The 24,608-nt window shown below is 68.0% G+C and carries 21 protein-coding genes, 2 tRNA genes and 1 pseudogene; 13 read left to right on the top strand and 11 right to left on the bottom strand.

The window, feature by feature from the left end; all coding sequences use genetic code 11:
- Window positions 1-339 precede the first annotated feature (339 nt).
- Both ilvD and ACZ5Z0_RS15635 read right to left on the bottom strand, forming a co-directional pair.
- Window positions 340-2,061: a dihydroxy-acid dehydratase gene (gene ilvD / locus ACZ5Z0_RS15640; RefSeq protein ID WP_464109210.1), complete on the bottom strand. Its 1,722-nt coding sequence runs from the start codon at window positions 2,059-2,061 to the stop codon at window positions 340-342.
- Window positions 2,062-2,200: 139 nt separating this feature from the next.
- On the bottom strand, window positions 2,201-3,139 hold the full coding sequence (locus tag ACZ5Z0_RS15635) for a LysR family transcriptional regulator (RefSeq protein WP_464109209.1): 939 nt from the start codon (window positions 3,137-3,139) through the stop codon (window positions 2,201-2,203).
- Window positions 3,140-3,244: 105 nt separating this feature from the next.
- On the opposite strand from ACZ5Z0_RS15635, the gene ACZ5Z0_RS15630 reads away from it, so the two are divergent.
- From ACZ5Z0_RS15630 to ACZ5Z0_RS15620, 3 genes and pseudogenes are all read left to right on the top strand, one after another.
- The gene (locus ACZ5Z0_RS15630) at window positions 3,245-4,171 is read left to right on the top strand and encodes a sunset domain-containing protein (protein ID WP_464109208.1); all 927 of its coding nucleotides are present in this window, start codon (window positions 3,245-3,247) and stop codon (window positions 4,169-4,171) included.
- A gap of 180 nt (window positions 4,172-4,351) precedes the next feature.
- Window positions 4,352-5,313: pseudogene (locus ACZ5Z0_RS15625) on the top strand (PQQ-dependent sugar dehydrogenase).
- Between the two features lie 118 nt (window positions 5,314-5,431).
- Window positions 5,432-5,507 (top strand) — tRNA-Lys (locus tag ACZ5Z0_RS15620).
- A 196-nt stretch (window positions 5,508-5,703) separates the two neighbouring features.
- Here the strand turns inward: ACZ5Z0_RS15620 and ACZ5Z0_RS15615 are convergent.
- The 3 genes from ACZ5Z0_RS15615 to ACZ5Z0_RS15605 form a co-directional block, all read right to left on the bottom strand.
- The gene (locus ACZ5Z0_RS15615) at window positions 5,704-6,237 is read right to left on the bottom strand and encodes a hypothetical protein (protein ID WP_464109207.1); all 534 of its coding nucleotides are present in this window, start codon (window positions 6,235-6,237) and stop codon (window positions 5,704-5,706) included.
- A gap of 78 nt (window positions 6,238-6,315) precedes the next feature.
- Complete coding sequence (locus tag ACZ5Z0_RS15610) at window positions 6,316-6,450, bottom strand: hypothetical protein (protein WP_464109206.1); 135 nt, start codon at window positions 6,448-6,450, stop codon at window positions 6,316-6,318.
- A 126-nt stretch (window positions 6,451-6,576) separates the two neighbouring features.
- Window positions 6,577-7,056 carry a MarR family winged helix-turn-helix transcriptional regulator gene (locus ACZ5Z0_RS15605; protein WP_464110804.1) on the bottom strand — a complete coding sequence of 160 codons (480 nt, stop codon included), beginning with the start codon at window positions 7,054-7,056 and terminating at the stop codon, window positions 6,577-6,579.
- Window positions 7,057-7,151: 95 nt separating this feature from the next.
- Here ACZ5Z0_RS15605 and bcp point away from each other — a divergent pair, with 95 nt between their 5' ends.
- Window positions 7,152-7,625, top strand: coding sequence for a thioredoxin-dependent thiol peroxidase (bcp, locus tag ACZ5Z0_RS15600; RefSeq protein WP_464109205.1), 474 nt, complete (start codon window positions 7,152-7,154; stop codon window positions 7,623-7,625).
- Between the two features lie 136 nt (window positions 7,626-7,761).
- A tRNA-Leu gene (locus ACZ5Z0_RS15595) sits at window positions 7,762-7,843 on the top strand.
- Between the two features lie 36 nt (window positions 7,844-7,879).
- Here the strand turns inward: ACZ5Z0_RS15595 and ACZ5Z0_RS15590 are convergent.
- Window positions 7,880-8,119 (bottom strand): hypothetical protein, encoded by a 240-nt coding sequence (locus ACZ5Z0_RS15590; protein WP_464109204.1) that lies wholly within the window; start codon window positions 8,117-8,119, stop codon window positions 7,880-7,882.
- Between the two features lie 261 nt (window positions 8,120-8,380).
- Window positions 8,381-8,731 (bottom strand): ArsR/SmtB family transcription factor, encoded by a 351-nt coding sequence (locus tag ACZ5Z0_RS15585; protein ID WP_464109203.1) that lies wholly within the window; start codon window positions 8,729-8,731, stop codon window positions 8,381-8,383.
- Window positions 8,732-8,866: 135 nt separating this feature from the next.
- On the opposite strand from ACZ5Z0_RS15585, the gene arsB reads away from it, so the two are divergent.
- From arsB to ACZ5Z0_RS15555, 6 genes are all read left to right on the top strand, one after another.
- Window positions 8,867-9,964 carry an ACR3 family arsenite efflux transporter gene (gene arsB, locus ACZ5Z0_RS15580; RefSeq protein WP_464109202.1) on the top strand — a complete coding sequence of 366 codons (1,098 nt, stop codon included), beginning with the start codon at window positions 8,867-8,869 and terminating at the stop codon, window positions 9,962-9,964.
- Window positions 9,965-9,986: 22 nt separating this feature from the next.
- On the top strand, window positions 9,987-10,409 hold the full coding sequence (locus ACZ5Z0_RS15575) for an arsenate reductase ArsC (protein ID WP_464109201.1): 423 nt from the start codon (window positions 9,987-9,989) through the stop codon (window positions 10,407-10,409).
- Between the two features lie 258 nt (window positions 10,410-10,667).
- On the top strand, window positions 10,668-11,345 hold the full coding sequence (locus ACZ5Z0_RS15570) for a fasciclin domain-containing protein (protein ID WP_464109200.1): 678 nt from the start codon (window positions 10,668-10,670) through the stop codon (window positions 11,343-11,345).
- 272 nt (window positions 11,346-11,617) lie between these two features.
- Entirely contained in the window at window positions 11,618-13,270 is a 1,653-nt protein-coding gene (locus ACZ5Z0_RS15565) for an ABC transporter substrate-binding protein (protein WP_464110803.1), read from the top strand.
- Between the two features lie 79 nt (window positions 13,271-13,349).
- The gene (locus tag ACZ5Z0_RS15560) at window positions 13,350-14,852 is read left to right on the top strand and encodes a malate:quinone oxidoreductase (RefSeq protein WP_464109199.1); all 1,503 of its coding nucleotides are present in this window, start codon (window positions 13,350-13,352) and stop codon (window positions 14,850-14,852) included.
- 82 nt (window positions 14,853-14,934) lie between these two features.
- Entirely contained in the window at window positions 14,935-18,171 is a 3,237-nt protein-coding gene (locus tag ACZ5Z0_RS15555) for an efflux RND transporter permease subunit (RefSeq protein ID WP_464109198.1), read from the top strand.
- 19 nt (window positions 18,172-18,190) lie between these two features.
- Here the strand turns inward: ACZ5Z0_RS15555 and ACZ5Z0_RS15550 are convergent, their stop codons facing one another.
- Window positions 18,191-19,663, bottom strand: a complete 1,473-nt coding sequence (locus tag ACZ5Z0_RS15550; protein ID WP_464109197.1) for an MFS transporter — start codon at window positions 19,661-19,663, stop codon at window positions 18,191-18,193.
- Window positions 19,664-19,888: 225 nt separating this feature from the next.
- Here ACZ5Z0_RS15550 and ACZ5Z0_RS15545 point away from each other — a divergent pair, with 225 nt between their 5' ends.
- Together ACZ5Z0_RS15545 and ACZ5Z0_RS15540 are read left to right on the top strand one after the other, a co-directional pair.
- Window positions 19,889-20,992 (top strand): LLM class flavin-dependent oxidoreductase, encoded by a 1,104-nt coding sequence (locus ACZ5Z0_RS15545; protein ID WP_138768955.1) that lies wholly within the window; start codon window positions 19,889-19,891, stop codon window positions 20,990-20,992.
- On the top strand, window positions 20,989-21,450 hold the full coding sequence (locus ACZ5Z0_RS15540) for a MarR family winged helix-turn-helix transcriptional regulator (protein WP_464109196.1): 462 nt from the start codon (window positions 20,989-20,991) through the stop codon (window positions 21,448-21,450). Before ACZ5Z0_RS15545 ends, ACZ5Z0_RS15540 begins: the two co-directional genes overlap by 4 nt.
- Before the next feature lie 33 nt (window positions 21,451-21,483).
- Here ACZ5Z0_RS15540 and ACZ5Z0_RS15535 read toward each other — a convergent pair whose 3' ends face one another.
- The 3 genes from ACZ5Z0_RS15535 to ACZ5Z0_RS15525 all read right to left on the bottom strand — a co-directional run bounded on the left by ACZ5Z0_RS15535 (window position 21,484) and on the right by ACZ5Z0_RS15525 (window position 24,597).
- Window positions 21,484-22,290 carry a transglutaminase-like domain-containing protein gene (locus tag ACZ5Z0_RS15535; RefSeq protein WP_464109195.1) on the bottom strand — a complete coding sequence of 269 codons (807 nt, stop codon included), beginning with the start codon at window positions 22,288-22,290 and terminating at the stop codon, window positions 21,484-21,486.
- An 84-nt stretch (window positions 22,291-22,374) separates the two neighbouring features.
- A complete protein-coding gene (locus ACZ5Z0_RS15530; protein WP_464109194.1) occupies window positions 22,375-23,199 on the bottom strand; it encodes a hypothetical protein in 825 nt (274 codons plus the stop codon).
- Window positions 23,200-23,229: 30 nt separating this feature from the next.
- Window positions 23,230-24,597: a M20/M25/M40 family metallo-hydrolase gene (locus tag ACZ5Z0_RS15525; protein ID WP_464109193.1), complete on the bottom strand. Its 1,368-nt coding sequence runs from the start codon at window positions 24,595-24,597 to the stop codon at window positions 23,230-23,232.
- Window positions 24,598-24,608 lie beyond the last annotated feature (11 nt).

Genomic DNA, 24,608 nt, shown 5'->3' with positions numbered 1-24,608 from the left:
GGTTTGCGCGTGACGGTTCGTTACCAGTGGAGGCTATGGAGCCACGCGCTTGGTAAGGACGACGGATACACCTGCAGCACTCTCGTATGCAACGCGGCCGGTGGTAACGAATGCGGTCATGCGTTCAGTTTTCCCTCTGCGTGAGACGGGTGTCAACGAGGATGCCCCCTGTCTCACGATGTGGACAACGGCGTCCACTTTTTGGTCCCCCGGTTCCCCTGGTGACCTTTCCGCCTTCGGCGGCAGGCGGGAGTCTCCTACCCCAAGCGGACGGCGCGGGCGCCGTTCGCTTGGGGTAGGAGACTCCCTTATTAAGCGTGGTCGCCCACGCTTAGGGAATCAACCGCAGTAGGCGCCGGTGGAGGCGCTGTGGACGAGCTTGGCGTACTTGGCGAGCACACCCTTCGTGAACTTGGCCGGGAGCGGCTCCCAGCCCACCTTGCGGGACTCCATCTCGGCCTCGTCGACCAGCAGGTCGAAGCTGCGGGCCGCGATGTCCACCCGGATCCGGTCGCCGTCCTTGACGAAGGCGATGGGGCCGCCGTCGACGGCCTCCGGGGCGACGTGGCCAATGCAGAGGCCCGTCGTGCCGCCGGAGAAGCGGCCGTCGGTCAGCAGCAGCACGTCCTTGCCCAGACCCGCGCCTTTGATGGCACCGGTGATGGCGAGCATCTCCCGCATGCCCGGGCCGCCCTTGGGGCCTTCGTAACGGATGACGACGACGTCGCCGGCCTTGATCTGGCCCTGGTCCAGCGCGTCCAGGGCACCCTGTTCGCGCTCGAAGACGCGGGCGGTGCCCTCGAAGACGTCGGCGTCGAAGCCGGCGCTCTTGACGACGGCGCCCTCGGGAGCCATCGTGCCGTGCAGGATCGTGATGCCGCCGGTCTTGTGGATCGGGTTGTCCATGGCGCGGAGGATCTTGCCGTCCAGGTCCGGCGGGTTGATCGCTTCGAGGTTCTCCGCGACGGTCTTGCCGGTGACGGTGAGGCAGTCGCCGTGCAGCAGGCCGGCGTCGAGCAGCGCGCGCATGATCACCGGGACGCCGCCGATCTTGTCGACGTCGGTCATGACGTAGCGGCCGAACGGCTTGAGGTCGCCGAGGTGCGGGATCTTGTCGCCGATCCGGTTGAAGTCGTCCAGCGTCAGCTCGACCTCGGCCTCGCGCGCGATGGCGAGCAGGTGCAGGACCGCATTGGTGGAGCCGCCGAAGGCCATGGTGACGGCGATGGCGTTCTCGAAAGCCTTTTTGGTCATGATGTCGCGGGCGGTGATGCCCTTGCGCAGCAGGTTGACCACGGCCTCGCCGGATTTGCGGGCAAAGTCATCGCGGCGGCGGTCGGCGGAGGGCGGGGCGGCCGAGCCGGGCAGGGACATGCCCAGCGCTTCGCCGATGCAGGCCATGGTGTTGGCGGTGTACATGCCGCCGCAGGCTCCTTCTCCCGGGCAGATGGCCTTTTCGATCCGGGTCAGGTCTTCCATGCTCATTTTGCCCGCGGCACAGGCACCCACGGCCTCGAAGGCGTCGATGAGGGTGACTTCCTTTTCGGAGCCGTCCTCGAGCTTCACCCAGCCGGGCATGATGGATCCGGCGTAGAGGAAGACGCTCGCGAGGTCCAGGCGGGCGGCCGCCATGAGCATGCCAGGGAGTGACTTGTCACAGCCGGCCAGCAGCACGGAACCATCGATCCGCTCGGCCTGCATGACGGTTTCGACGGAGTCGGCGATGACCTCGCGGGAGACCAGGGAGAAGTGCATGCCTTCGTGGCCCATGGAGATGCCGTCGGATACGGAGATGGTGCCGAACTGCATCGGGAACCCGCCGCCGGCGTGCACGCCTTCCTTGGCGCCCTGGGCCAGCCGGTTCAGGGAGAGGTTGCAGGGAGTGATTTCGTTCCACGAGCTCGCCACGCCGATCTGGGGCTTGGCGAAGTCGTCGTCGCCCATGCCGACCGCCCGGAACATGCCGCGCGCGGGCGCCGCGTGGATTCCATCGGTAACGACCCGGCTGCGGGGCTTGATGTCCGGTGTGGTTGCTGTCGCTGTCTGGGTGTCCTCACTCATGGGTGAAAGTCTAGGGCTCCGGCGCGGGCAGCAACGAGCCGGAATGGCTCATTAAGCGCGAAACCGGGAATATTTCGCCCGAATGGTGGACGCTTGTCTCATTCCGTGGACGTTCGGGCCGGGCGGCGCCGAGTAAGGTTCAGATGCTGTGGGCCGCGTCACGCAGTTCGGGGGCCTCGGCGACGGCCCGGGCCTCTGCCTTGAGCATTCCGAGAACCTGCCGGATGGTGGTCCGGGCGGCGGCCTCGGGGCGGGCCAGGGCTACGATGCTTCGGCTGGCCTTGACGCCGCGGAGCGGGCGGAGCACGAACCCTCTGCCCTGGTTCTTCAGGGCGGTGTAGCGCGGGAGCAGACTGAGCCCGTGCCCGGCGCTGACGAGTGCCTCCAGGACGCGGAGGTCCGGGAACAGCTGCGCCCGCAGGGCCGGGGAATCGGCCTGGGTCTCAATCTGGCGCAGCACGGTGTCAAAGGGGAAGCCGTCGGGCACCCCCATCCAGGGGAACCCGACCACGTCTTCGGCGCTTAGCGTCGTCTTGCCGGCCAGGGCGTGGCCCGCCGGTACGGCCACGTCCAGCGGCTCGTCCAGCAGGGGAATCACCTGGAGGCCCTGGCGGGCGAACACTTCGGGCCCGTCGACGCTGTGCGCCAGGACGATGTCATAGTCGGCGGCCAGGGCGGCGAAGCCGGCAACGCCGGGATCCTCGAAGTGTGCTTCGAAGCGTAGACCGTCGATCTCCTTCACCCGGTGCAACAGCCCGGGCAGGAACATTTCCGCGGCGCTCGGAAAGAACGCCGCCGTAATCCGGGTCTGCCAGCCGAGCCGGTACGTGTCGATGGTGGCCTCGGCACGGGCCATGGCGGTGGACACCTCCGCCGCCGCGCCCGCCATGGCCAGCCCCGCCTCGGTCAGCCGCACTCCCCTGCCTGACTTCTCCACAAGGACTACGCCGAGTTCCTCCTGCAAGGTCTTGAGCTGCTGCGAGACCGCCGACGGGGTCACCCGCAGGGCCTCGGCGGTGGCCCCAACAGTGCCGCGGTCCGCCAGCTCGCGAAGAATCCGCAGTCGCTTGAAGTCCATGCTGCGAGGCTACACGCGGCGGGTCCGGAACGCTGGACAGCCGCGTTGGGCCGGACGTAACGTCAAGCAACGGCAACCCTGCCGCTCGGACAGAAGGATTCGGCCATGGATTGGATTATCTGGCTCATCGTCATCGTGGTGATTGTCGGCGTCGTGTGGTGGCTGTTGAACCGCAACAGTTCCCGCAGCGCTGCCGGAACATCGACGTCCACGGGGGCCGGATCCGCCGCCGCGCCGCAGGCCACCCCGGGCCGGGGAGGCCACGACGGCGCCTTGTCCGGCGGGACCGCCGCCGCATCGGCCTCCGCGGCCGCCACCACGGGGATACCGTCGGCCGCAGGTTTCAGCAACGCCGAGCCGGAGCCGCCGACGACCGCCGACGACGCCACCGCGGCAGCGGGCGCCCCCGCAGCCACCGCGCCGATGGAGGGCGCGGCGGCGGAGGGGGCGGCGATGGAGAGCGCGGTGACGGAGCGTGGCCACACGGAGGGTGTCGGCGCTGAGGCAAGCGCGGAAGGCAATCCGGAGTGGGAGACGCAGTGGTCCGAAACGCCGCCGGCCGAGGCGCACACCGCAACGCACCACGACCTTCCACACCACGACCTTCCCCACGGGGCCCACACCGCGCAGATCCCGCCGCAGACCGCCGACCACGCCCCGATCCACCACCCTGAATACACCGAGCCGCACGCCCCTACGCTTCCCGGCGCGGAATCCGCGGCGGCCGAGGCTGCCGACCTGGAGACGGCGCAGGTGGCGTCCTCGGCCGCGGCCTCCGAGGGTTCAGCGAGCCACACCGCCCCGCCGGCCGGGCACCTGGCGGTCGAGGACCCCTACGGCGAGGGGTCCGCGGCCCCGGCCGCCGACGGCAGCGGGCCGGAGGGGTTCACCGTCAAGGGCAACGCCTCGTCGATGATCTACCACGACGAGACCAGCCCCTCCTACGAGGAAACCCGCGCCGAGGTCTGGTTCCAGTCCGCGGCCCACGCCGAAGCGGCGGGCTTCCGGCCGCCGCGCCGCTCCCGGTCGTAGCCCGTGCCGCGGCCGTCGCTGCTGCGGGCTGTCCTGGCGGCAGCTGCGGTGTCCCTCAGCACGGCCGGCTGCACCGGCAGCGCGACCCCTCCCCCGGCTCCCAGCCAGCCCGCCACCAGCCGGCCCGCCGGCAACCCGACCGCCACAGGCCCGAACTTCCCACGCCCGGGGACGCCGCAAATGGTCGGTCGCATCGACGCCGGGCTGGCGCTGCCATGGTCCCTCGTCTTCCTGCCGGACGGCAGCGCCGTGATCTCGGAACGGGACAGCGCGCTGCTGAAGGTCCTGCCGCCGACGGCCAGGGCACCATCGCCCCCGCAACCATCGGCAAGGTGCCCGACGTCGTCCCCGGCGGCGAAGGCGGCTTGCTCGGGCTGGCGCTGTCTCCGGACTTCACGGCAGACCGGTACCTGTACGCCTACTTCACCGCGCAGGGCGACAACCGGATTGCCCGCTTCCGGCTTGAGGGCAGCGGCGCACAGCTGGGACTGGGGGCCGCCGAAGTCATCTTCAGCGGGATCCCCAAGGCCTCAACGCACAACGGCGGCCGCATACGCTTCGGCCCCGACGGCTATCTCTACGTCGGCACCGGCGACTCCCAACGCCGTGACCAGCCGCAGGACCGGAACGCCCTGGGTGGCAAGATCCTCCGCCTCACCCCAGACGGCAAACCTGCCCCGGGCAACCCCTTCGGCGACAACCCCGTTTACAGCCTTGGGCACCGCAACGTCCAGGGTCTCGACTGGGACAGTGCGGGGCGGCTCTGGGCGAGCGAGTTTGGTCCGGACGTGGACGACGAGCTGAACCTGATCGTCCCGGGTGGCAACTACGGCTGGCCCGAGGTCACCGGCGCGCCGCACCGCGAGGGTTTCCTGGACGCAAAAGTGGTCTGGCCCTCGACGGCGTCGTCCTCTCCGAGCGGCCTCGAAATAGTCGGCGACACGGCCTATCTGGGGGCGCTTCGTGGCCAGCGCCTTTGGGCCGTCCCCTTGCGGGGTGAGTTTGCCGGAGATCCTGTGGCCTATTTCACAGGCGACTACGGCCGAATCCGCGACGTTTCCCTGGCTCCGGACGGCCGCCTCTGGGCTCTCAGCAACGGCCAAATCCCTGATTTTGTGCTGGTTTTAAGCCTCAGCGGCTAGCCCCACCCAAGGGTGCACGCCCCGATTTCACACTGCATCAAAACTCGTGTAGAGTTTCATGTCGTTGCGGAGAACACCGCGGGAAATAAAAAGCCCGAGGGGAACGAAAACAACAGCTGCACCTCTAGCTCAACTGGCAGAGCAATTGACTCTTAATCAATGGGTTCCGGGTTCGAGTCCCGGGGGGTGCACCACAGAGAAAACCCCGTCCTGACTGGCTGCAAAGCGAGCAGGGCGGGGTTTTTCGTTGCCCGAAACAGGTGGCCGCGCCCGATCGGCGCGAACGTCCACTTGGGGCCCGGCTTTTGCCGCCGAAGTGGGCCCCAAGTGTACGTTCGGGCGTTGATGGCCGAAGGATCCGAGTGAGGGGCGGCCGGAGGCGCCGCTGGCTTAGGACAGCCGGTCGCGGCGCCGGCTGAGTCCCAGGGCAGCAGACGCAGTCAGCAGTAGCCCGCCTATGGCCAGCAGGACGGCTCCAGCCGTTGTTTCGGACCCCGCGGCCCGCGGGCCGGTGACGGCGTCGGCCGTCTGCTCAGCCGGGAGAGCCGGGGGCGCGGGCGTCGCCGTCGTCGTGACACTGGAGGACGGCGCGGGGCGCGACGCCGAATCGCCGGCGGGTGCGGCCGACGACGCCGGAACCGTGGCGGGAGCCGAAGAGGCTTCAGGGGCGCTGGGGACAGGAGCCGGGGGAACTGCGGGTGCTGGCGCCGCCGGAGGGGCCGATGGTGCTGGCAGGGCCGTCCGTGACGGCGTTGGGGTGTTGGACTGCTTCGGGGTCGGTGTGGCCGGCGACTGGCACAGGCCCAACGGATCCACCACCACCGGACCGCAGGGCTCCGCGGCGGCAGGAGCCGCGACGGCGAGGGCGGCCAGGGCGAGGGCGGTCAGGGCCGTGCCGACTATGGCACTCCTACGCGTTCTCATCCTAGACATCCTACGTTCCGCCGCGAGTGGGCCCGGGGATTTCGACCGATTTTCGGCCGGCAGCTCCGCGGAACGCCCCTAGCGGTGGCCGGCCGCCGCCAGCTGAAAGTGGATGGGAAGCGCAAGCTGGAGCGGCGTGGCCCCGACGGGCTCATCGAGCAGCTCGTTGATCGAGGTCTGCCCATCCAGTTCGGGTGGCGGCGCCGTTTCCATAGGAAAACCCTATGCGAGCCGGACCCCGGGCACCGGGCATGACACGGAAAGCCTCAGCCCTGCCGCGCAAGGCGCGCCTCGCGCGCTGGCTCGCCGACGGCGTAAGGCTCCCCCGCATCCCGGGCCCTAGTTGACGTTGTTCGCCTCGGCGGGGACCGCAGGCTCCACGATCACGAGGGCAGTGGCCTCCGTCGTGGATATCCTGTTGGCCAGTTCGCGGACCACGGACTGCAGTTCGTGCCGCAGCGAATCGGGGTCGATCGATGCCGCGGCAAGGACTGAGCGTTCCATGTCCGCGGCGGCCGCCACGGCCTCGCGTCCGCGGTCGGTCAGCGTCACCACATGGCTGCGGCGGTCGGAGGCGCTACGCTCCCGGGAAATGTGGCCGTGGGCTTCGAGCCGGCTCAACGTCTTCCCCATGGTCTGGGCCTGGACCCGGACGAGTTGCGCCAGCTGGGCTTGGGTCATAGGTCCCTGGGCGGAGAGCACTTCCATCGCGATCACACCGGCGTGGGTCAAGCCGATGGCCCCGAGCTTCTCGTTCCAAGCGTGTTCTACAAGGCGTGCTGCCGTTGACAATAGGCGGCCGGTGGGCCAGCGATCCATATCAGGCATACCAAAGAGTATAACGACTGTACGATTCGCCGCCCGCCCCCGCGCTCACTAGGCTGGAAATCCGCAAATTTGTCAAGGAGAACATCATGCCTGAACGACTCGCCCCCGGGGACGACGCACCCGATTTCCGACTCCAGGACTCGGCCGGACGCGACGTCGGCCTGCAGGACTTCCGCGGCAAGAACACGGTGGTCTACTTCTACCCAGCGGCCGCCACGCCGGGGTGCACCAAGCAGGCCTGCGACTTCCGCGACTCGCTCGCCGCCCTGCGGGGGGCAGGCTACGAGGTGGTGGGCATCTCCCCCGACCCCGTCGAGAAGCTCGCCCGCTTCGCGGCGGCCGAGGGGCTCAGCTTCCCGCTGCTCTCCGATCCCGACCACACCGTGGCCGAGGCGTACGCGGCATGGGGCGAGAAAAAGAACTATGGCCGCAGCTACGAGGGGCTCATCCGTTCCACCGTGGTGGTGGGTCCCGACGGCAAGGTCATGCTGGCCCAGTACAACGTGCGCGCCACCGGCCACGTCGCCAAGTTGCGCCGCGACCTGAAACTGGACGCCTAGCGGGCAGCCCCGTCAGCCCCGCCAGCCCCGGCAGCCGCGTCCCGCGGGCGCGGGCCCCCGCACTGCGCAGCCGAATGTAGAATAATTTCTGGCATCCGCCGTCGGGTCCCCCGGGACTCCCGGACGACGGCGCCGCGCGCGAGTGGTGAAATTGGCAGACACGCAGGATTTAGGTTCCTGTGCCTTCGGGCGTGGGGGTTCAAGTCCCCCCTTGCGCACCTTGGAACCCCGGTCTTCGGACCGGGGTTCCTCCGTTATTGCGAGCGGTCGGGGTGCCCAGCCAGCAGGGCTTCGATGTCCTTGGCGGTGGCGTCCAATTTGGCGATCGTGTCCCGCTGGATCGACCGCAGGTACTCGGCATCGGACTCCCCGTCCTGCACCCAGTCCTCGTCGCCCGGTGATTCCATCGCCTGCCGCGTGTTGGCAGTGGCCGTCCTGATGTTTTCCAGCATGGCAAGCAGCCGGGCCTCGGTGGTGGGGGTCTCGGCACTCATGGCGCCCTCCTTGGTTGCAGTCGCATCGACAGCTGACAGGACCTACCTTCGACGCCGGCGGGTTGGCAGCACAAGAACTAAAGGACCCCCGTGCGCCGTTCGATCAGAATCGTGTCCCGCCACTGGCCGGCCGCAGGGCCGTGGGCCCTCCGGGCAATCCGGAGCACCTGCGCCACCAGGCGGTGGGACGGAAAGCGCAAAGCTTTGGAACGGGGCCAATCCGGCGCCTCGGCCTCGGACTGTGGGTCACCGGGCTCCGGGTCAAAGGGACGCGAGGAGGCCGGCCGTGTGCTCCAGCGCGCCGGGGACGAGGGAGTAATACGCCCACGTACCGCGCTTTTCACGGTGCAGCAGGCCCGCATCAACCAGGATCTTGAGGTGGTGCGACACGGTGGGCTGGCCGAGGTCCAGCGGTTCGGTGAGATCGCAAACGCAGGCCTCCCCGGCGCCGGCGCCCTTGACGATGGAAAGCAGCCGCAGCCTGTTGGGATCGGCCAGGGCCTTGAACACCTGGGCCTTGCGCTGGGCATCCGCTGCACTGAGGACAGCCTGGTCAGACGGTGCACAGCAGCCCTCGTCGACGGCCGGCTCAATCGTTTGCAGGGAATTCATGTGCCTATTATGCACACTCATTGACATTCATCGATATAGTTGGCAATGCTTCATATCGACAAGCATCAATCTTCTGCCGGGCAGCAACGTCCCGGCAGCAACGACCGAGCAGCACCAACGCAGCGCAGGAGCCCCGTGAGCACCCAGACAGTCCAGCCGCCCGACGTCGAAGCCGGCGTTGCCTTTGGCTCCAGGCTCTCCACCCTTGACCGTTTCCTGCCCGTCTGGATCATCGCCGCCATGGTGATCGGCTTGCTTCTTGGCAACGTCATCCCGGGACTGAACACCGCGCTTGAGGCCGTCAAAGTCGGCGAAGTGTCGCTGCCCATCGCCGTCGGACTGCTGGTGATGATGTACCCGGTGCTGGCCAAAGTCCGCTACGACCAGGCGCACCGCGTGATCGGCGACCGCAAGCTCATGATCACCTCGCTGGTACTGAACTGGGTGCTGGCCCCGGCCTTCATGTTTGCCCTCGCCTGGATTTTCATTCCGGACCTGCCCGACTACCGCACCGGGCTCATCATCGTCGGCCTGGCCCGCTGCATCGCGATGGTGATGATCTGGAACGACCTGGCCTGTGGCGACCGCGAGGCCGCGGCCGTACTGGTGGCCATCAACTCCGTCTTCCAGGTCATCGCGTTCGGCGCGCTGGGCTGGTTCTACCTCGAACTCCTGCCAGCCTGGCTAGGCCTGCCGACCGCCAGCGCAGACTTCTCGTTCTGGGCCATCACCGCCTCCGTGCTGGTGTTCCTCGGCATCCCGCTGGTCGCAGGTTTCCTCACGCGGACAATCGGCGAAAAGACCAAGGGCCGCGACTGGTACGAGGACACGTTCCTGCCAAAACTTGGCCCGTGGGCGCTCTACGGCTTGCTGTTCACTATCACCCTGCTCTTCGCCCTGCAGGGCGGACCGATCACGTCCCGTCCACTGGACGTGGCCCGGATCGCGCTGCCCCTGCTGATCTACTTCCTGGTCGTGTTTGGCGCCGGCATGCTGGTCGGCAAGGGGCTGAACCTGGGCTATGCGAAGACCACCACGCTGGCGTTCACGGCGGCGGGCAACAACTTCGAACTCGCCATTGCGGTGGCGATCGGCACCTTCGGCGTCACCTCCGGGCAGGCCCTGGCCGGCGTCGTCGGGCCCTTGATTGAAGTCCCCGTCCTTGTTGCACTGGTTTACGTGGCTCTCCGGGCCCGCAAACGCTACTTCGCCGCCGGCCCCCTTTCCGCCTAACCAGAACCTCCAGGAGAAACCCGTGAGCACCGAAACCGCCAAAAAGCCCTCCGTCCTGTTCGTCTGCGTCCACAACGCCGGCCGTTCGCAGATGGCTGCCGCCTTCCTGACCACGCTTTCCAACGGCGCGATCGAGGTCCGGTCCGCCGGCTCCCAGCCCGCCGAGCAGGTCAATCCGGCCGCCGTCGAGGCCATGGCCGAACTCGGCATCGACATGTCCGCCGAAATCCCGAAGGTCCTCACCACCGAGGCTGTCAAGGAATCCGACGTCGTTATCACGATGGGCTGCGGCGACACGTGCCCGATCTTCCCGGGCAAGCGCTACGAGGACTGGGAACTCGAGGACCCGGCCGGCCAGGGCGTCGCCGCCGTCCGCCCCATCCGCGACGAGATCAAGTCCCGGATCGAGGACCTCATCGCCTCCCTCGCCCCCGCCGCCAAGTAGGGGCACGGCCAGGGCTGAACAGCTGATCATCAACGGGTCCGGCCCGGCCGGCTACACCACCGGACTGGCACACGGCCGTTCCGGGGAAAACTGACACGCCAAAAAAGAATTTCGAATCCCACCCATCCCTTTCCGCCGAACCCCCGAATACCCATTGAGACACCAACCAAGGGTCGGTGCCCATCAGTCGGATAAGGGCCACAGCGGCAAAGACGTTCGCTGCCGGCAACGAAATCGGCACAACAAAGGAGATTCGAAATGCAGACCATCAAGCGCACGACTTTCGCCGTTGCAGGTATCGCTGCCGCAACCATGCTCAGCCTCACTGCCTGCGGCGGTTCCAGCACCGGTTCAAGCTCCTCCTCGGCTCCGGCCTCCACGCCGTCCGCCTCGAGCATGGCGCCGTCGCCGTCCATGAGCTCTTCCGCCGCCGCGATGGACCCGGCAGCGGACCTCGTCGGCCCCGGCTGCGCCGGCTACGCCGCCAAGGTTCCCAGCGGTGCGGGCTCCGTGTCCGGCATGGCCCTGGATCCGGTGGCCGTGGCCGCCTCCCACAACCCGATCCTGACCACCCTGACCGCCGCCGTCTCCGGCAAGCTCAACCCCAAGGTCAACCTGGTGGACACCCTTAACGGCAGCGAATTCACCGTCTTCGCTCCGACGGATGACGCGTTCAAGAAGATCGACCCCGCCACCATCGAAGCGCTCAAGACGGACGACGCCCTGCTGAGCAAGATCCTGACCTACCACGTGGTGCCCGGCAAGATCAGCCCTGACAAGATCGTCGGCACCCACAAGACGGTCCAGGGCGGTTCCGTCACCGTCACCGGCACCAAGGACGCGCTCAAGGTCGACAACGCCAATGTCGTCTGCGGCGGCGTCAAAACGGCCAACGCCACGGTCTACATGGTCGACTCCGTCCTGATGCCCAAGTAGGCAACCCCAAGACCCTCCTGCCCGGCTCCAGACTGACTCCCTGGATCCACGAGGAGAAACGAAGGCCCGCACCTGTTGGTGCGGGCCTTCGACCGTTGCGGGCCGGTGTACCGGGTTCGCTTCCGGTCACCGCCGCGGCGGCAGCGCCGGGATCCGCAGCCCGGTCTACTAGACTGGGGCTGTTCCGCAGCCGGCGGCCTTACAGTTCCCCAGAGGTGATTCCTTCAGTGCCCAGCAGTAACGCGCCGACCACGACCGGCCCCCGCAGGACGTTGCGCCGCATCGCGGCCGGTGTCAGTGCAGTCCTGCTGCTGTTGCCGCTCGCAGCCTGCACCGGAACACCCGATCCGGCGCCGTCGCCGTCCACCGCCAGCGCGTCCGACGCCGCCCCCACCGCCACATTCAACTTCGGCACCGCCTCGCGGCCACTGGGCCTGGACCCGGCGCTCGTCTCCGACGTCGACTCCTACCGCATCACCCGCCAGGTACTCGAGGGGCTGATCGGGGTCGACCAGACCAGCGGCAAGCCCACCCCCCTGCTGGCAACGGAGTGGAACGACAGCAACGAGGGCCGCGCCTACACCTTCAAGCTCCGCGAGAACGTGAAATTCCAGGACGGAACGGTCTTCGACGCGGCCGCGGTGTGCACCAACTTCAACCGCTGGTTCAACTTCCCCGCTGCCCTCCGGAAGCAGGCGACGGGCAGCACCTTCAAGGGGGTCTTCAAGGCCCACGCCGACCAGGCCTCGCTGTCCATCTACAAGGGCTGCACCGCCCTGGCCGCGAACAGTGTCCGGATCGACCTCACCCAGCCGTTCACGGGCTTCCTCCAAGCCTTGACGCTGCCCGCTTTCGCGATCTCTTCGCCTAAGGCCCTCGCCGCGCAGTCCGCCGACGCGCTCACCCAGACCCGCGAAGGACAGGCCGTGTCCGCCTATGCCCTGCACCCGGTGGGCACCGGCCCCTACGTTTTCGGCTCGTGGGACAACAACACCGTCACGCTGACCAGCAACAAGGATTACTGGGGCGACAAGGGCCAGATCGGAACCATCAACTTCATCAGCTACGACCACCCGCAGACCCGGCTGCAGGCGCTGCTGGACGGCAAGATCGATGCCTTCGATTCGGTCACGGTGGGAAATTTTGACCAGTTGGTCAAGCGCGGCAAGCAGATCATCCAGCGTGATCCATTCTCGGTCATGTACCTGGGCATGAACCAGGAAGTGCCCGTGCTGCAGAACCTCAAGGTCCGGCAGGCGATCGAGATGGCCCTGGACAAGGACACCCTGATCCGCAAGTTCTTCATCGACAACACCGCGGCGGCCTCCCAGTTCGTCCCGCCGAAGCTGAGCGGCTTCAACAACAATGCCCCCTCGCTGGGACACGATCCCGCCAAGGCCAAGGAACTCCTCGCCGAGGCCGGATACAAGGGCGAGGAACTGAAGTTCTACTACCCGCTCAACGTCGCCAGGCCGTACCTGCCGACTCCGGAAAAGGTCTACGCCGAGATCAGCCGCCAGCTCACCGCCGCCGGTCTCAACATCAAGCCGGTTCCGGTGGACTGGTCCGACGGCTACCTCCAGAAAGTCACCTCCCCCGGGGACCACGCCCTGCACCTGCTCGGCTGGAACGGCTCCTACGCCGATCCGGACAACTTCGTGGGCCCGTTGTTCGGCGAGAACACCGGCGAGTTCGGCTACCAGGATCCCCAGGTGTTCTCCAAGATCGCCCGGGCGCGCGGCCTGCCTGACGGCAAGGATCGCACCGAGCAGTACCAGACCATCAACGCCCAGATTGCCGCGACCGTCCCGGCCGTGCCGATCGCGTTCCCGATCTCGGCGCTGGCGCTCTCCGACCGGGTCCTGAAGTACCCGGCCTCGCCCGTCCTGAACGAAGTTTTCACCAAGGTCGTGTTAAAGCCTTGACGGAGGCACCCAATTTCAGTTAGTGGGCGGTGCAGGGATATTCTGTGACAGCCAGAGCCGCTGCTATCGGAGACTGATTGTGACTTTCATTTCCAAGACCCAACATGCCGACGTCGTCCTGATTGGCGGCGGCATCATGAGCGCCACGCTGGGCGCCTTCCTCAAGCAGCTGGAGCCGAACTGGACCATTTCGCTGTTCGAGCGCCTGGACCGGCCGGGCCTGGAAAGCTCCGATCCGTGGAACAACGCGGGCACCGGGCACGCCGCCCTGTGTGAGCTTAACTACTCCCCCGCGGCCAAGGACGGCTCGGTGGACCCGGCCAAGGCCCTGCACATCAACGAGCAGTTCCAGCTGTCCCGCCAGTTCTGGTCCCACCTGGTCACCAACTCGCTGATCGGCTCCCCCAAGGGCTTCATCAACACGGTGCCGCACATGAGCTTCGTGGTCGGCGACGCCAACGCCAAGTTCCTCCGGACCCGCTACGAAGCGCTCAAGCCGAACCCGCTGTTCCGCTCCATGGAGTTCTCCGAGGACCACGCCCAGATCGCCAAGTGGGCGCCGCTGATCGTCAAGGGCCGCGACCCGAAGCAGCACATCGCGGCAACCCGCGCCGCCGAGGGCACCGACGTCGACTTCGGCGCCCTGACCCGCGAGCTGACCGGCTACCTCGGCAACAACGGTGTGGAAATCAACTACGGCCACGACGTCACCGACCTCAAGCGTGCCTCCGACGGCGGCTGGGACCTGTCGCTCAAGCACCCCCGCTCCGGCGAACACGGCTCGATCCACGCGAAGTTCGTCTTCGTCGGCGCCGGCGGCGGGGCGCTGCACCTGCTGCAGGCCTCGGGCATCCCCGAAAGCAAGGGCTTCGGCGGTTTCCCGGTCTCCGGCCAGTTCTTCCGCTGCACCGACGAGACCCTCGCCGCCCAGCACAGCGCCAAGGTTTACGGGCAGGCATCCGTGGGCGCTCCGCCCATGTCCGTGCCGCACCTGGACACCCGGTTCGTCAACGGCAAGCGGTCCCTGCTCTTCGGACCCTACGCCGGCTTCTCCACCAACTTCCTCAAGAACGGCTCCTACCTGGACCTGCCGCTGTCCATCCGTCCCTCCAATATCATCCCGATGCTGGCCGTGGCCAAGGACAACATGGATCTCACCGCCTACCTGGTCAAGGAAGTCGCCAAGCGGCACGGCGCCAAGGTGGAGGCCCTGCGGGAGTACTACCCGGAGGCCAAGGACGGCGACTGGGAGCTCATCACCGCCGGCCAGCGGGTCCAGATCATCAAGAAGGACCCGAAGAAGGGCGGCGTGCTGCAGTTCGGCACCGAGGTCATCGCCGGCCGCGACGGCACCATCGGCGCCCTCCTGGGCGCGTCCCCGGGAGCCTCCACCGCGGTGCCGATCATGATCGAACTCCTGCAGAAGTCGTTCCCGAAGAACTTCAAGGGCTGGCAGTCCAAGCTCAAGGAGATGATGCCCGGCTACGGCGTCAAGCTCAACGAGAACCCGGAACTCGCCGCCCGGCTCGAGGCCGAGACGGCCGCTGCCCTCCAGCTTGAACCGGTCAGCGCCACCCGCTGAAACCCTGTGGGGTTGCGGCACGTTTATTCCTTTTGACGTCATGTTGTGACGTGCGTCCGTCGACCCACCAGGAGACCATGAGATGTTCCGGCTGGCCAAGCTCTCGCTAGGAAACCGGGCGCTGATCGCGCTGATCACCGTCTTCGCCTCCGTCTTCGGCGTGATCACGATGTCCTCGCTCAAGCAGGAGCTCATTCCGTCCATCGAGTTCCCGCAGATCACGGTCATCACCTCGATGCCCGGGGCCTCGCCGGAAGTCGTGGACAAGCAGATCAGCGGCCCGCTCGAGACGGCGCTCAACGGCGTCGAGGGGCTGGAGTCGACGTCGTCGACCTCGCGCAACGGCGTCTCCCAGATCACGCTCGTGTTCACCTACGGCTCCAACCTGGATAGGGCCCGGAACCAGATCGACCGTGCCATCTCCAACGCCAAGCAGGCGCTGCCGAAAGACGTCCAGCCGCAGGCGATCGCCGGCAGCATCAGTGACTTCCCGATCGTTTACCTCGCGGTTTCCTCGGACAAGCCGCTCAGCGAACTCAACGCGGACCTGGCCCGCCTGAGCGTGCCGCGGCTGCAGAAGCTCGACGGCGTCCGGGGAGCCGAGGTGACCGGCGGGGCCACCCAGCACATCAAGATCCTGCCGCGGCCCGAGGCCATGGCGGCCTCCGGCGCCACCATCGCCTCCATTACGGACGCGCTGAAGAACAACGGTTCGCTGGTGCCCGCGGGCAGCATCGAGGAGCAGGGGAAGACACTTTCGCTGCAGATCGGCAGTCCGGTGGACTCCCTCGACGCGGTCAAGGCCCTGCCGCTGGGAGGTGCCCGCGACGCCGCCACCATCGGCAGCGTGGCGGATGTCAGCGTCACCGAGGACGCCCGCACCTCGATCACCCGGACCAACGGCAAGGAAACCCTGGCCCTGTCGGTCACCAAGAAGCCGGAGGGCGACACGGTCGGCATTTCGCATGCGGTGAAGGACTCCATCCCGCAGCTTGAGGCCGAGCTGGGCTCGAACGCCAAGTTCACGCCGGTCTTCGACCAGGCGCCGTTCATTGAGAAGTCCATCAAGGACCTCACTACCGAGGGGCTGCTGGGGCTGGGCTTCGCCGTCGCCGTCATCCTGCTGTTCCTGCTTTCGGTGCGCTCCACGCTGGTCACCGCCGTGTCCATCCCGCTGTCCCTGCTGATCACGTTCATCGGTCTCTCCGCCACCGGGTATTCGCTGAACATCCTGACCCTTGGGGCGCTGACCATCGCGATCGGCCGCGTGGTGGACGACTCGATCGTGGTGATCGAGAACATCAAGCGGCACCTCAGCTACGGCGAACAGAAAATCACCGCCATCCTGACCTCCATCCGGGAAGTCGCCGGCGCGATCACCGCTTCCACGCTCACCACGGTGGCGGTGTTCCTGCCGATCGCCTTCGTGGCCGGACTCGCCGGCGAGCTCTTCCGGCCCTTTGCGCTCACGGTCACGATCGCCCTGGTGTCTTCGCTGCTGGTCTCGCTGACCATCGTTCCGGTGCTGGCTTACTGGTTCCTGCGGACGCCTGCGGACAAGGCCGGGAACGCCGTGTCCGAAGCCTCGGCCCGCGAGACCGCGGCAAAGGCTCACGAAGCCGAACAGCGCAGCTTCCTGCAGCGCGGCTACCTCCCGATCCTCACGAAGACCCAGCGGCATCCCGTGATAACGCTGGTCGCTGCCGTACTGGTCCTCGGCGGGACCGCGGCCATGACGCCGCTGCTCGCCACCGACCTGCTGGGCCGTTCCGGCGAAAACAGCATGACCGTGAAGCAGGCCCTTCCGGCCGGCACCAGCCTGGCCGAGGGAAGCGCCGCGGCAATCAAGGTCGAAACCGTGCTGCGGGGCATCGACGGGATCAAGGACGTCCAGGTCACCACCGGCAACGCGCAGACCGGATTCTCGGCACTGCAGTCGACCGGGGCGGCGAATTCCAGCTTCACCGTGGTGACCGAAGAGAAGTTCAACCAGGGCCAGCTGCAGGACACTGTCCGCAGCGAACTCGCCAAGATCTCCGGGGCCGGCAAGGTCACCGTCGGCTCGCAGCAGGGCGGCTTCGGCACGACGTCGACGGTGGACATCACGCTCAAGGCCGCCAGCTCCGCGGACCTCCGCACCGCCAGCGACGCCATGGTCAAGGCCATGGACGGCGTCCCCGGCTCCTCCGAGGTCAGCACCAACCTGGCTGCAAGCCAGCCCGTGGTGCAGGTCAAGGTGGACCGTGCCAAGGCCGTCGCGGCCGGCCTGAACGAACAGCAGGTCGCCGGCGTGCTGGCCTCCACCATCAGCCCGATCCCGGCCGGCACCGTCCGCATTGGCACCACCGATTTCCCGGTCCGGATCGGAGAGGGCACCCGATTCACCAGCATCGGCGCCGTCCGCGACCTTCCGCTGCCGACGGCGCGCGGGCCGGTTCCGCTGTCCTCGATCGCCTCGGTGGAACAGGTGGACGTTCCGGTCTCCGTCACGGCCAGCAACGGCCAGCGGACCGCGCGCGTCTCCATCACGCCGTCGGGCGGCAACCTCGGCGCGGTCAGCACCGAGGTTGCCGCCCGGCTCAAGAACGTCAAGCTCCCGCCGGGCGTCACCGCGGAAATCGGCGGCGCCACGACCCAGCAGGCCGAGTCCTTCGGGCAGCTCGGGCTGGCGTTGCTCGCCGCCATCGCCATCGTCTACGTGATCATGGTGGCCGCCTTCAAGTCGCTCGTGCAGCCGCTGATCCTGCTTGTCTCGGTCCCGTTCGCAGCCACCGGCGCCATCGCGCTGCTGCTCGTGACCCGCGTCCCGCTGGGGCTTCCGTCGCTGATCGGCATGCTGATGCTGGTGGGCATCGTGGTGACCAACGCGATCGTGCTGATCGACCTGATCAACCAGTACCGCCAGCCGCGCAACGGCGAGCCCGGGATGAGCGTGGCGGAGGCGATCACGCACGGCGCGAGGCAGCGCCTCAGGCCGATCCTGATGACCGCGCTGGCCACGGTGTTCGCGTTGACCCCGATGGCGCTGGGCCTCACCGGTGGCGGCGGCTTCATCTCCCAGCCGCTGGCGATTGTGGTGATCGGCGGACTCATCTCCTCCACCGCCCTGACCCTGGTCCTGGTCCCGGTGCTGTACCGGCTCGTCGAGGGCCGGCGCGAACGCAGGGCGCTGCAGAAGGCCGCCGGTGGCAAGCCGGCCCACGGCCGCCGCGCCCAGCCCGCACCGGCGGACGCGGTGGGCACGGTGGGCACGGCTGCCGGCCTGAACCAGCATGACGAGGCCGACGAACCGGACGAGGCCCCGGCGCTCCGCACCTAGGGTCCGCCCTCCCCGACACCTATTGCGAGCTAGTTGGTGATGGGACGGATCTTTTGGGGGCGGAAGCGAGCTCGGGGGTTTCGGCAGGCGTTTCAGCGGGGGCCGGGCCGGGGTCGGAGAACGCCAGCCGAGGCACGAGCATTAGGGCGGCGGCCGCGGCCAGTCCGGTGACCCCGCAGACGGCCCATACCGTGAGGTAGCCGGCCAGCGGCGCCGCGGTCTGGGCCGCGTCCGCGGCAGCACCGGCGTCGCCCAGGACGTGGCTGAGCAGCGCAATGCCGAAGACCGCGGAAGCGAAGGCTCCCCCGATGGTCTTGGTGGTGTTCGTCAGCCCTGTGGCCATCGCGGTCCGGTTCAGCGGCGCCGCGGCAGCCGCAGCGGAAGGCAGTGCCGCCACCAGCGCCCCGGAGCCGACGCCGGCCACCGCCATGTTGACCAGCGCCTCGGCCAGGCTGCCGTGCAGGGGCAAAAACAGCAGGTAGCCGACGCCCACAAGCGCCGCCGCGCCCACGAGGGTCCAGCGCGGGGTAAGCCGGCGGGTTACCACGGGGTAGAGCAGTGCCCCCACCAGCAGGGCGAGCACGTACACACCGATGATGATCGAAACCTGGCCCGCACGCAGCCCCAGCCCGTAGCCGTGGAGCGCGTGATCGGTCCGGGCAAAGGTGGAAAGCGGGGCCTGGGCACCCAGCACGGAGACGCCAAACAGGCCCGCGGTCAGCTGCACGGGCCACATGGACTTGGACCGCAGCATCCGGATGTCCACCAGGGGGTCCTCGCGGCGCAGCTGGACGCGGACGAAGGGAACAAAGACCAGCAGTCCGGCCGCGACCAGCACCCAGGCCCACCAGGCGCCGGGTCCGTTGAGCCGCATGAAGGTCAGCCCGGAGGTGATCAGCAGCAGCCCGACGGCGAGCAGCGCGAAGCCGCCGGTGTCCACGCGGCCGCTGGCGCGCCCGGTCGATTCTGGCACGCCGAAGCGGATGGCGAACCAGCAGGCGGTCACGGCCAGCGCCGGAAGCATCAGCACCAGCTGCAGCTGCCCGGCGAACACTTCCACGAGGGCCCCGGCCGCGAGGGCGCCGGCGATGACACCGAATTCCAGCGCCCCCACGAGGACGCCGGCCGCGCGGCGGGTGCGGGCAGCGCCGTCGGGCAGTCCGTGCACCCGGCTGAAGACCAGGGCGATCTCCAGCGGCAGCCAGACCACGTAGAAGCCCTGCAGGGACCATGCGGCGAGGAACGTCCAGAAATCCGGCGCCAGCGCCACGCCCCAGGAGGCGGCTGCGGTGAGGACAGTGGAGACGAGCAGGATCCTGCGGTGGCCGTACAGGTCCCCCAGCTTTGCCAGCACGGGCACGGCCAGGGCGCTGACCGTCAACTGGGCGGCCTCGAACCAGTTGACGTCGCCGTCGTGGATCCCCAGGTGCCGGGCGATGTCGGTGAGGATGGGGGTGTAGTAGCCCTGCAGGATTCCGCTGGTGAGTTCCACCAGACACAGAAAAGCAACGATGCGGCGCATGGGGACCTTCCGGGCGGGCTGGACACCTGGCGGCCAGCCGATTGATTGCATCCTAGGGCCGGGCGCCGCCGGCTCCCCGGAGGACAGGGAATATCCCGGCGTGGCGGGCGTTGTACCGGACGATAGATGCAAATGCATCTAAATCGGCTATAGTGGAAACAGCACCGGAAGTTTCCGGCCAGGGAAAGGAACACCATGCAGATCGGCGTCTTCAGCGTCAGCGACATCACCACGGACCCCACCACGGGCCGCACCCCGACCGAACACGAGCGCATCAAGGCCTCGGTGGCGATCGCCAAAAAGGTCGAAGAGATCGGCATGGATGTCTACGCCATCGGCGAGCACCACAACCGGCCGTTCTTCTCCTCCTCCCCCACTACCACGCTGGCCTACATCGCGGCGCAGACGGAACGGATCATCCTTTCCACCGCCACGACGCTGATCACCACCAACGACCCGGTGAAGATCGCCGAGGACTTCGCAATGCTCCAGCACCTCGCCGACGGCAGGGTGGACCTGGTCCTGGGCCGCGGCAACACCGCCCCGGTCTACCCCTGGTTCGGCAAGAACATCCAGGACGGGATCGAACTCGCGATCGAGAACTACTCCCTGCTGCGCCGGCTCTGGGATGAGGACACGGTCAACTGGTCGGGCAAGCACCGCACCCCGCTGCAGAACTTCACCTCCACCCCGCGCCCGCTCGACGGCGTCGCCCCCTTCGTCTGGCACGGCTCCATTCGCACGCCGCAGATCGCCGAAGTCGCCGCGTACTACGGGGACGGCTTCTTCGCCAACAACATCTTCTGGCCGAAGGAGCACTACCAGCAGCTGATCGGCCTTTACCGTGAACGCTACGAGCACTACGGCCACGGCAAGGCGGACCAGGCGATTGTGGGCCTGGGCGGCCAGTTCTTCATGCGGAAGAACTCACAGGACGCCGTCAAGGAGTTCCGTCCCTACTTCGACAACGCCCCGGTCTACGGCCATGGCCCCTCGCTCGAGGACTTCACGTCCCAGACCCCGCTGACCGTTGGCAGCCCGCAGGAAGTCATCGAGAAGACCCTGACCTTCCGCGAGTACTTCGGCGACTACCAGCGCCAGCTGTTCCTGATCGACCACGCCGGACTGCCCTTGAAGACCGTGCTGGAACAGCTGGACCTGTTTGGCGAGGAAGTCCTGCCGGTGCTCCGCAAGGAGTACGCCGAGAAGACGCCGGCCCACGTCCCGGAACCGCCGACCCACGCCGCCCGTGTCGCCGCCTCGCTGGCATCCCGGGACGCCGCCCCCCAGGAGGCATGATGTCAGCCAGGACCGAATCGCCGGTCCGCCTGGCCGCGGAAACCTGGGAGTCCCTGTTCCGCGCCCAGGTGGCCGTGATGCGCAGGCTGCAGTCCGGGCCCGCATTCAAGGCCCTGGCCGTGAACGAGTACGACGTGCTGTTCACGCTCTCCGGCTGCCCTTCCGGCTGGCTACGCCAGAATGAACTCAACGACCACGTGCTCTTGAGCCAGTCGAGCCTGAGCCGGCTGGTGGAGCGGCTGGAAAAGCGGGGGCTGGTGGAACGGCGGCCCGCCCCCGACGACGGCCGCGGTGTCCTGGTCCGGCTTACCGACGCCGGCCGGGACCTGCAGAAGCAGATCGGCCGAGAGCACGTCCGCGACATTGCCGCCCTGGTGGCCCCCGCCCTGACCGACGAGGAACAGCGCGAGCTGTTGCGCCTGACGGAAAAGCTGCGGACCGCAGTCCAGGCGCGCTAGCGGGGCCCGGGCCCGCTCGCGCTTTTGGCGCAGCTAGCGGATGGTGACCAGCGCGGCCGGGTCCTCTACGGGCAGTTCACCGGTGACCGTGGCGGTGACCTTGAGTTCTTTCAACGAGAGGCTGCCGCCGACGGTGGACAAGAACGCCGTGTCCGAGGAGTCCCGGCCGGCGGTAATCCGGAGCATGCTCTCCCGGGGCGCCAGTCCGGTCGGGTCGATCACGTGCCAGGCCCCGTTGACGTGGGCTTCGGCCACGGCGTGGAAGTCCATCGGGCTCAGCCCGGGAGCGTACACCGCGGCCAGGCGCGCCGGGACGTTCTTGGACCGCAGCAGCGAAATCGCCAGGTGGGCGAAGTCCCGGCAGACGCCCCGCCGGTGCAGCAACGTCTCTACGGCGCCGTCGGTGCCGCGCGACGATCCGCTGACATAGCGCAGCTCGCTGAACACCCAGTCCCGCACGGCGTGGAGGAGTTCCCCGCCCTGCAGGCCGCCGAACTCGGCGTACGCGGTCGGGAGAAGCCGGTCGGATTCGGCGTACCGGCTGGGGCGCACGTAGCGGATGAGCTCCATCAGTCCGGGCTCTTCAGGCGCCGCGGACCCGGTGACGGTGGCGCCGTATTCGACCAGGACCTCGGTGGGCTCGGCGAACTCCATGTAGTGGAAGCGCCCGCCGTGGTAATCCGACAGCTCGGTCAGGGGCACGTCCTCGCCGCCGGCCGTGACGGAAAGCGACTCCTCGAATCCGCTGTAGCCGGGGTTGCGGGCCACGGCCACCGCCATCGCGACCTTGGTGTCGGCCACGGTCTTGAAGGCCAGGCGTGCGGTCACGATGCGTTCCATGGATCTCCGGAGGGGTACGAGCGAAGCCGCTGAGTGCTCTGCGGGCGGGCAATCGCCCCAGCCGCGATGATGCCGGCGGCGGGACTAGTTTTTGATCTTCAGCGACATTAGCATCCGCTGGACATTGGCGAATTCCGACCCCTCGTTGACGTATTTGTCCGCCTGGGCCAGCGTGTCAAAAGACTTGGCCGGCGCGACTTTCTGGTCGGGGGCGAACGCTTTGAGTTCGGCGAGGTCGCCGAACGAATAGTCGCCCTTGCCGTCGGGCCCGCGCACCACGTTCTGCAGGGAGCAGGACTTGCCCTCCGCTCCCCCGACCACGTTGGTGATGCCGTAGGACCCGAAGTACTTGTAGCCCTGGATGACCCGGAACACCACGTGCGGGTCGATGGCCCCCTCCCCGCCGCGGTGCGGCAGTTCCACCGGAACGCTGCTGACCACGACGTACGGTTTGGCGGCATCGCCCGTGCAGGCGCCGGCCGCCTGGGCCGGCAGTCCGGTCTGCAGCGTGGCCAGGTACCGGCCGTCCGCATCTTTGACCTCGATCTTGAGCGCCCCCGGCAGGGTGCCCTGCGCCGGGGTGAGCGACTGGGCAATCCATTCCTGCGGCAGGTCGAAGCTGACGTTCTTAGCAGGGTCCGTGAAGGTCTTCCAGGCAGCCGCCGTCGCGCCCGCGGAGGCGCCCGCGGATGGGCTGCCCGTCGCGGTCCCCGACGCCGAGGCAGAGGCGCCCGGCGACGCCGGCGGCGCGGTCCCGGCGGAGGGGTCCGCCTTCGAGCTTCCGCCCGGACTCCCCGCCGTCCAGGCCGGCGTGCCTTTGCCGTCGGCGTTGCAGCCGGCGAGCGCCGCCGCGGTGAGCGCCAGCGCAGCAGCAATCCGGAGTGCGCGGGAGATAGCCGTCCCAGTCATGGTGACAGCGTAGCCGGGGCCCGTGGCGGTTCAGAGTTTCCGGAGCAGCGTTTCGTAGAAGCGGACGCCCCGGCCCAGGGTCTCGAGTGAAATCTTCTCGTCCACGGCGTGGATCGAGCCGCGGTCCCCGGCGTCCATGGCGAAGGGCGCAAACCGGTATACGGCGTCGCAGATCCCGGTGAAGCGGCGCGAGTCCGTTCCGCCCATCATGATGTACGGCGTGATGATCGCCTCCGGGAAGATCTCGGCAATACAGTCCTCCAGCAGCTCCCACTGCGGTCCCGCAAAGTCGCTGACCGGTGTGGGCTCGTTGCCCTCCACGACCCGCAGCTCCACCTTCGGATCGCGGATAACCTTCCGCAGCCGCTCCACGGTTCCGGCCACGGTGTCCCCCACGGCGACCCGGATGTTGGCGTTCGCCTTGGCCGTCGCGGCCAGCACGTTGGCGCCGGCGCTGCCCTCCAGCGTGGTGACCGCCACCGTGGTGCGGGTCATCGCGTTGGTTTCGTTCCCCATCCGGCCGAAAAGCCAGGTCATGGGGACCCTGAGCAGCGACAGGTACGCGAAGGCAACCCGCAACGGGGCCGGTGCGTGCGGGCCGAAGCGCCGGAGCATCTCCGCGGTCACCTCCGGCAGGCTCTGCGGGAACGGGCTGCGCTCGATCCGGGTGATGGCCCGGGCAAGCCGCGCCGTCGCCCCCATCCGCGGCGGCGTCGAGGCGTGTCCCCCGGGGTCGCGGGTCAGCAGTTCCACGTCCAGGATCCCCTTTTCGGCCACACCGACGACGGCGGCCGGCCGGCTCACGCCCGGGAAAGCGTCTCCCGCGACGGCGCCACCCTCGTCCAGCACGAGCCAGGGCCGCACTCCCCTGGCGGCGAGGAGTCCGGCGGCGGCTGCGGCGCTGTCACCGGCAGTTTCCTCGTTGTTGCCGAAGGAGAAGTAGATGTCATCTGCAGGCGCGAAGCCCGCTGCCAGCAGGGATTCTGCGGCCTCCAGGATGGCGACCAGCTGGCCCTTGTCGTCGAGGGTGCCGCGTCCCCACAGGTGGGTGCCGTCATTGTGGCCGGAGAACGGCGGATGGGTCCACGCGTCCCCGTCCCCGGCCGGGACGACGTCGTAATGCGCCATCAGCACGGCGGCACGGTTTCGGGTCCCGGCGTCGGAGTCGTCGGTGCCGGTGCCGGGCCACCGGAACAGGATTGCCAGCCCGTTGACGCGTTCCATCTCCAGTGCGGCATGGACCGCGGGGTAGAGCCGGGGCAGGGCGGCCAGGAAGGCCTCGAACTCGGCGGTGTCCACCTCGGCGGGAACCCGGGAGGACACGGTGCGGAACCGGACGAGTTCTGCCAGCGAGGTGGCGGCGCGGAGGGCGGACCCTGCGGGGGCGTTGGTGTGCATGCGCGACAGCC

This window comes from Arthrobacter sp. T2-23 (assembly GCF_055398325.1).
This window is presented reverse-complemented; position numbering and strand designations above follow the sequence as displayed.

What these genes read in the sequence shown, in the direction of transcription:
- ilvD (WP_464109210.1), bottom strand. Translation starts at nt 2,061, where the DNA reads ATGAGTGAGGACACCCAGACAGCGACAGCAACCACACCGGACATCAAG.
- ACZ5Z0_RS15635 (WP_464109209.1), bottom strand. Translation starts at nt 3,139, where the DNA reads ATGGACTTCAAGCGACTGCGGATTCTTCGCGAGCTGGCGGACCGCGGC.
- ACZ5Z0_RS15630 (WP_464109208.1), top strand. Translation starts at nt 3,245, where the DNA reads ATGGATTGGATTATCTGGCTCATCGTCATCGTGGTGATTGTCGGCGTC.
- ACZ5Z0_RS15615 (WP_464109207.1), bottom strand. Translation starts at nt 6,237, where the DNA reads ATGAGAACGCGTAGGAGTGCCATAGTCGGCACGGCCCTGACCGCCCTC.
- ACZ5Z0_RS15610 (WP_464109206.1), bottom strand. Translation starts at nt 6,450, where the DNA reads ATGGAAACGGCGCCGCCACCCGAACTGGATGGGCAGACCTCGATCAAC.
- ACZ5Z0_RS15605 (WP_464110804.1), bottom strand. Translation starts at nt 7,056, where the DNA reads ATGGATCGCTGGCCCACCGGCCGCCTATTGTCAACGGCAGCACGCCTT.
- bcp (WP_464109205.1), top strand. Translation starts at nt 7,152, where the DNA reads ATGCCTGAACGACTCGCCCCCGGGGACGACGCACCCGATTTCCGACTC.
- ACZ5Z0_RS15590 (WP_464109204.1), bottom strand. Translation starts at nt 8,119, where the DNA reads ATGAGTGCCGAGACCCCCACCACCGAGGCCCGGCTGCTTGCCATGCTG.
- ACZ5Z0_RS15585 (WP_464109203.1), bottom strand. Translation starts at nt 8,731, where the DNA reads ATGAATTCCCTGCAAACGATTGAGCCGGCCGTCGACGAGGGCTGCTGT.
- ACZ5Z0_RS15570 (WP_464109200.1), top strand. Translation starts at nt 10,668, where the DNA reads ATGCAGACCATCAAGCGCACGACTTTCGCCGTTGCAGGTATCGCTGCC.
- ACZ5Z0_RS15555 (WP_464109198.1), top strand. Translation starts at nt 14,935, where the DNA reads ATGTTCCGGCTGGCCAAGCTCTCGCTAGGAAACCGGGCGCTGATCGCG.
- ACZ5Z0_RS15545 (WP_138768955.1), top strand. Translation starts at nt 19,889, where the DNA reads ATGCAGATCGGCGTCTTCAGCGTCAGCGACATCACCACGGACCCCACC.
- ACZ5Z0_RS15540 (WP_464109196.1), top strand. Translation starts at nt 20,989, where the DNA reads ATGATGTCAGCCAGGACCGAATCGCCGGTCCGCCTGGCCGCGGAAACC.
- ACZ5Z0_RS15535 (WP_464109195.1), bottom strand. Translation starts at nt 22,290, where the DNA reads ATGGAACGCATCGTGACCGCACGCCTGGCCTTCAAGACCGTGGCCGAC.
- ACZ5Z0_RS15530 (WP_464109194.1), bottom strand. Translation starts at nt 23,199, where the DNA reads ATGACTGGGACGGCTATCTCCCGCGCACTCCGGATTGCTGCTGCGCTG.
- ACZ5Z0_RS15525 (WP_464109193.1), bottom strand. Translation starts at nt 24,597, where the DNA reads ATGCACACCAACGCCCCCGCAGGGTCCGCCCTCCGCGCCGCCACCTCG.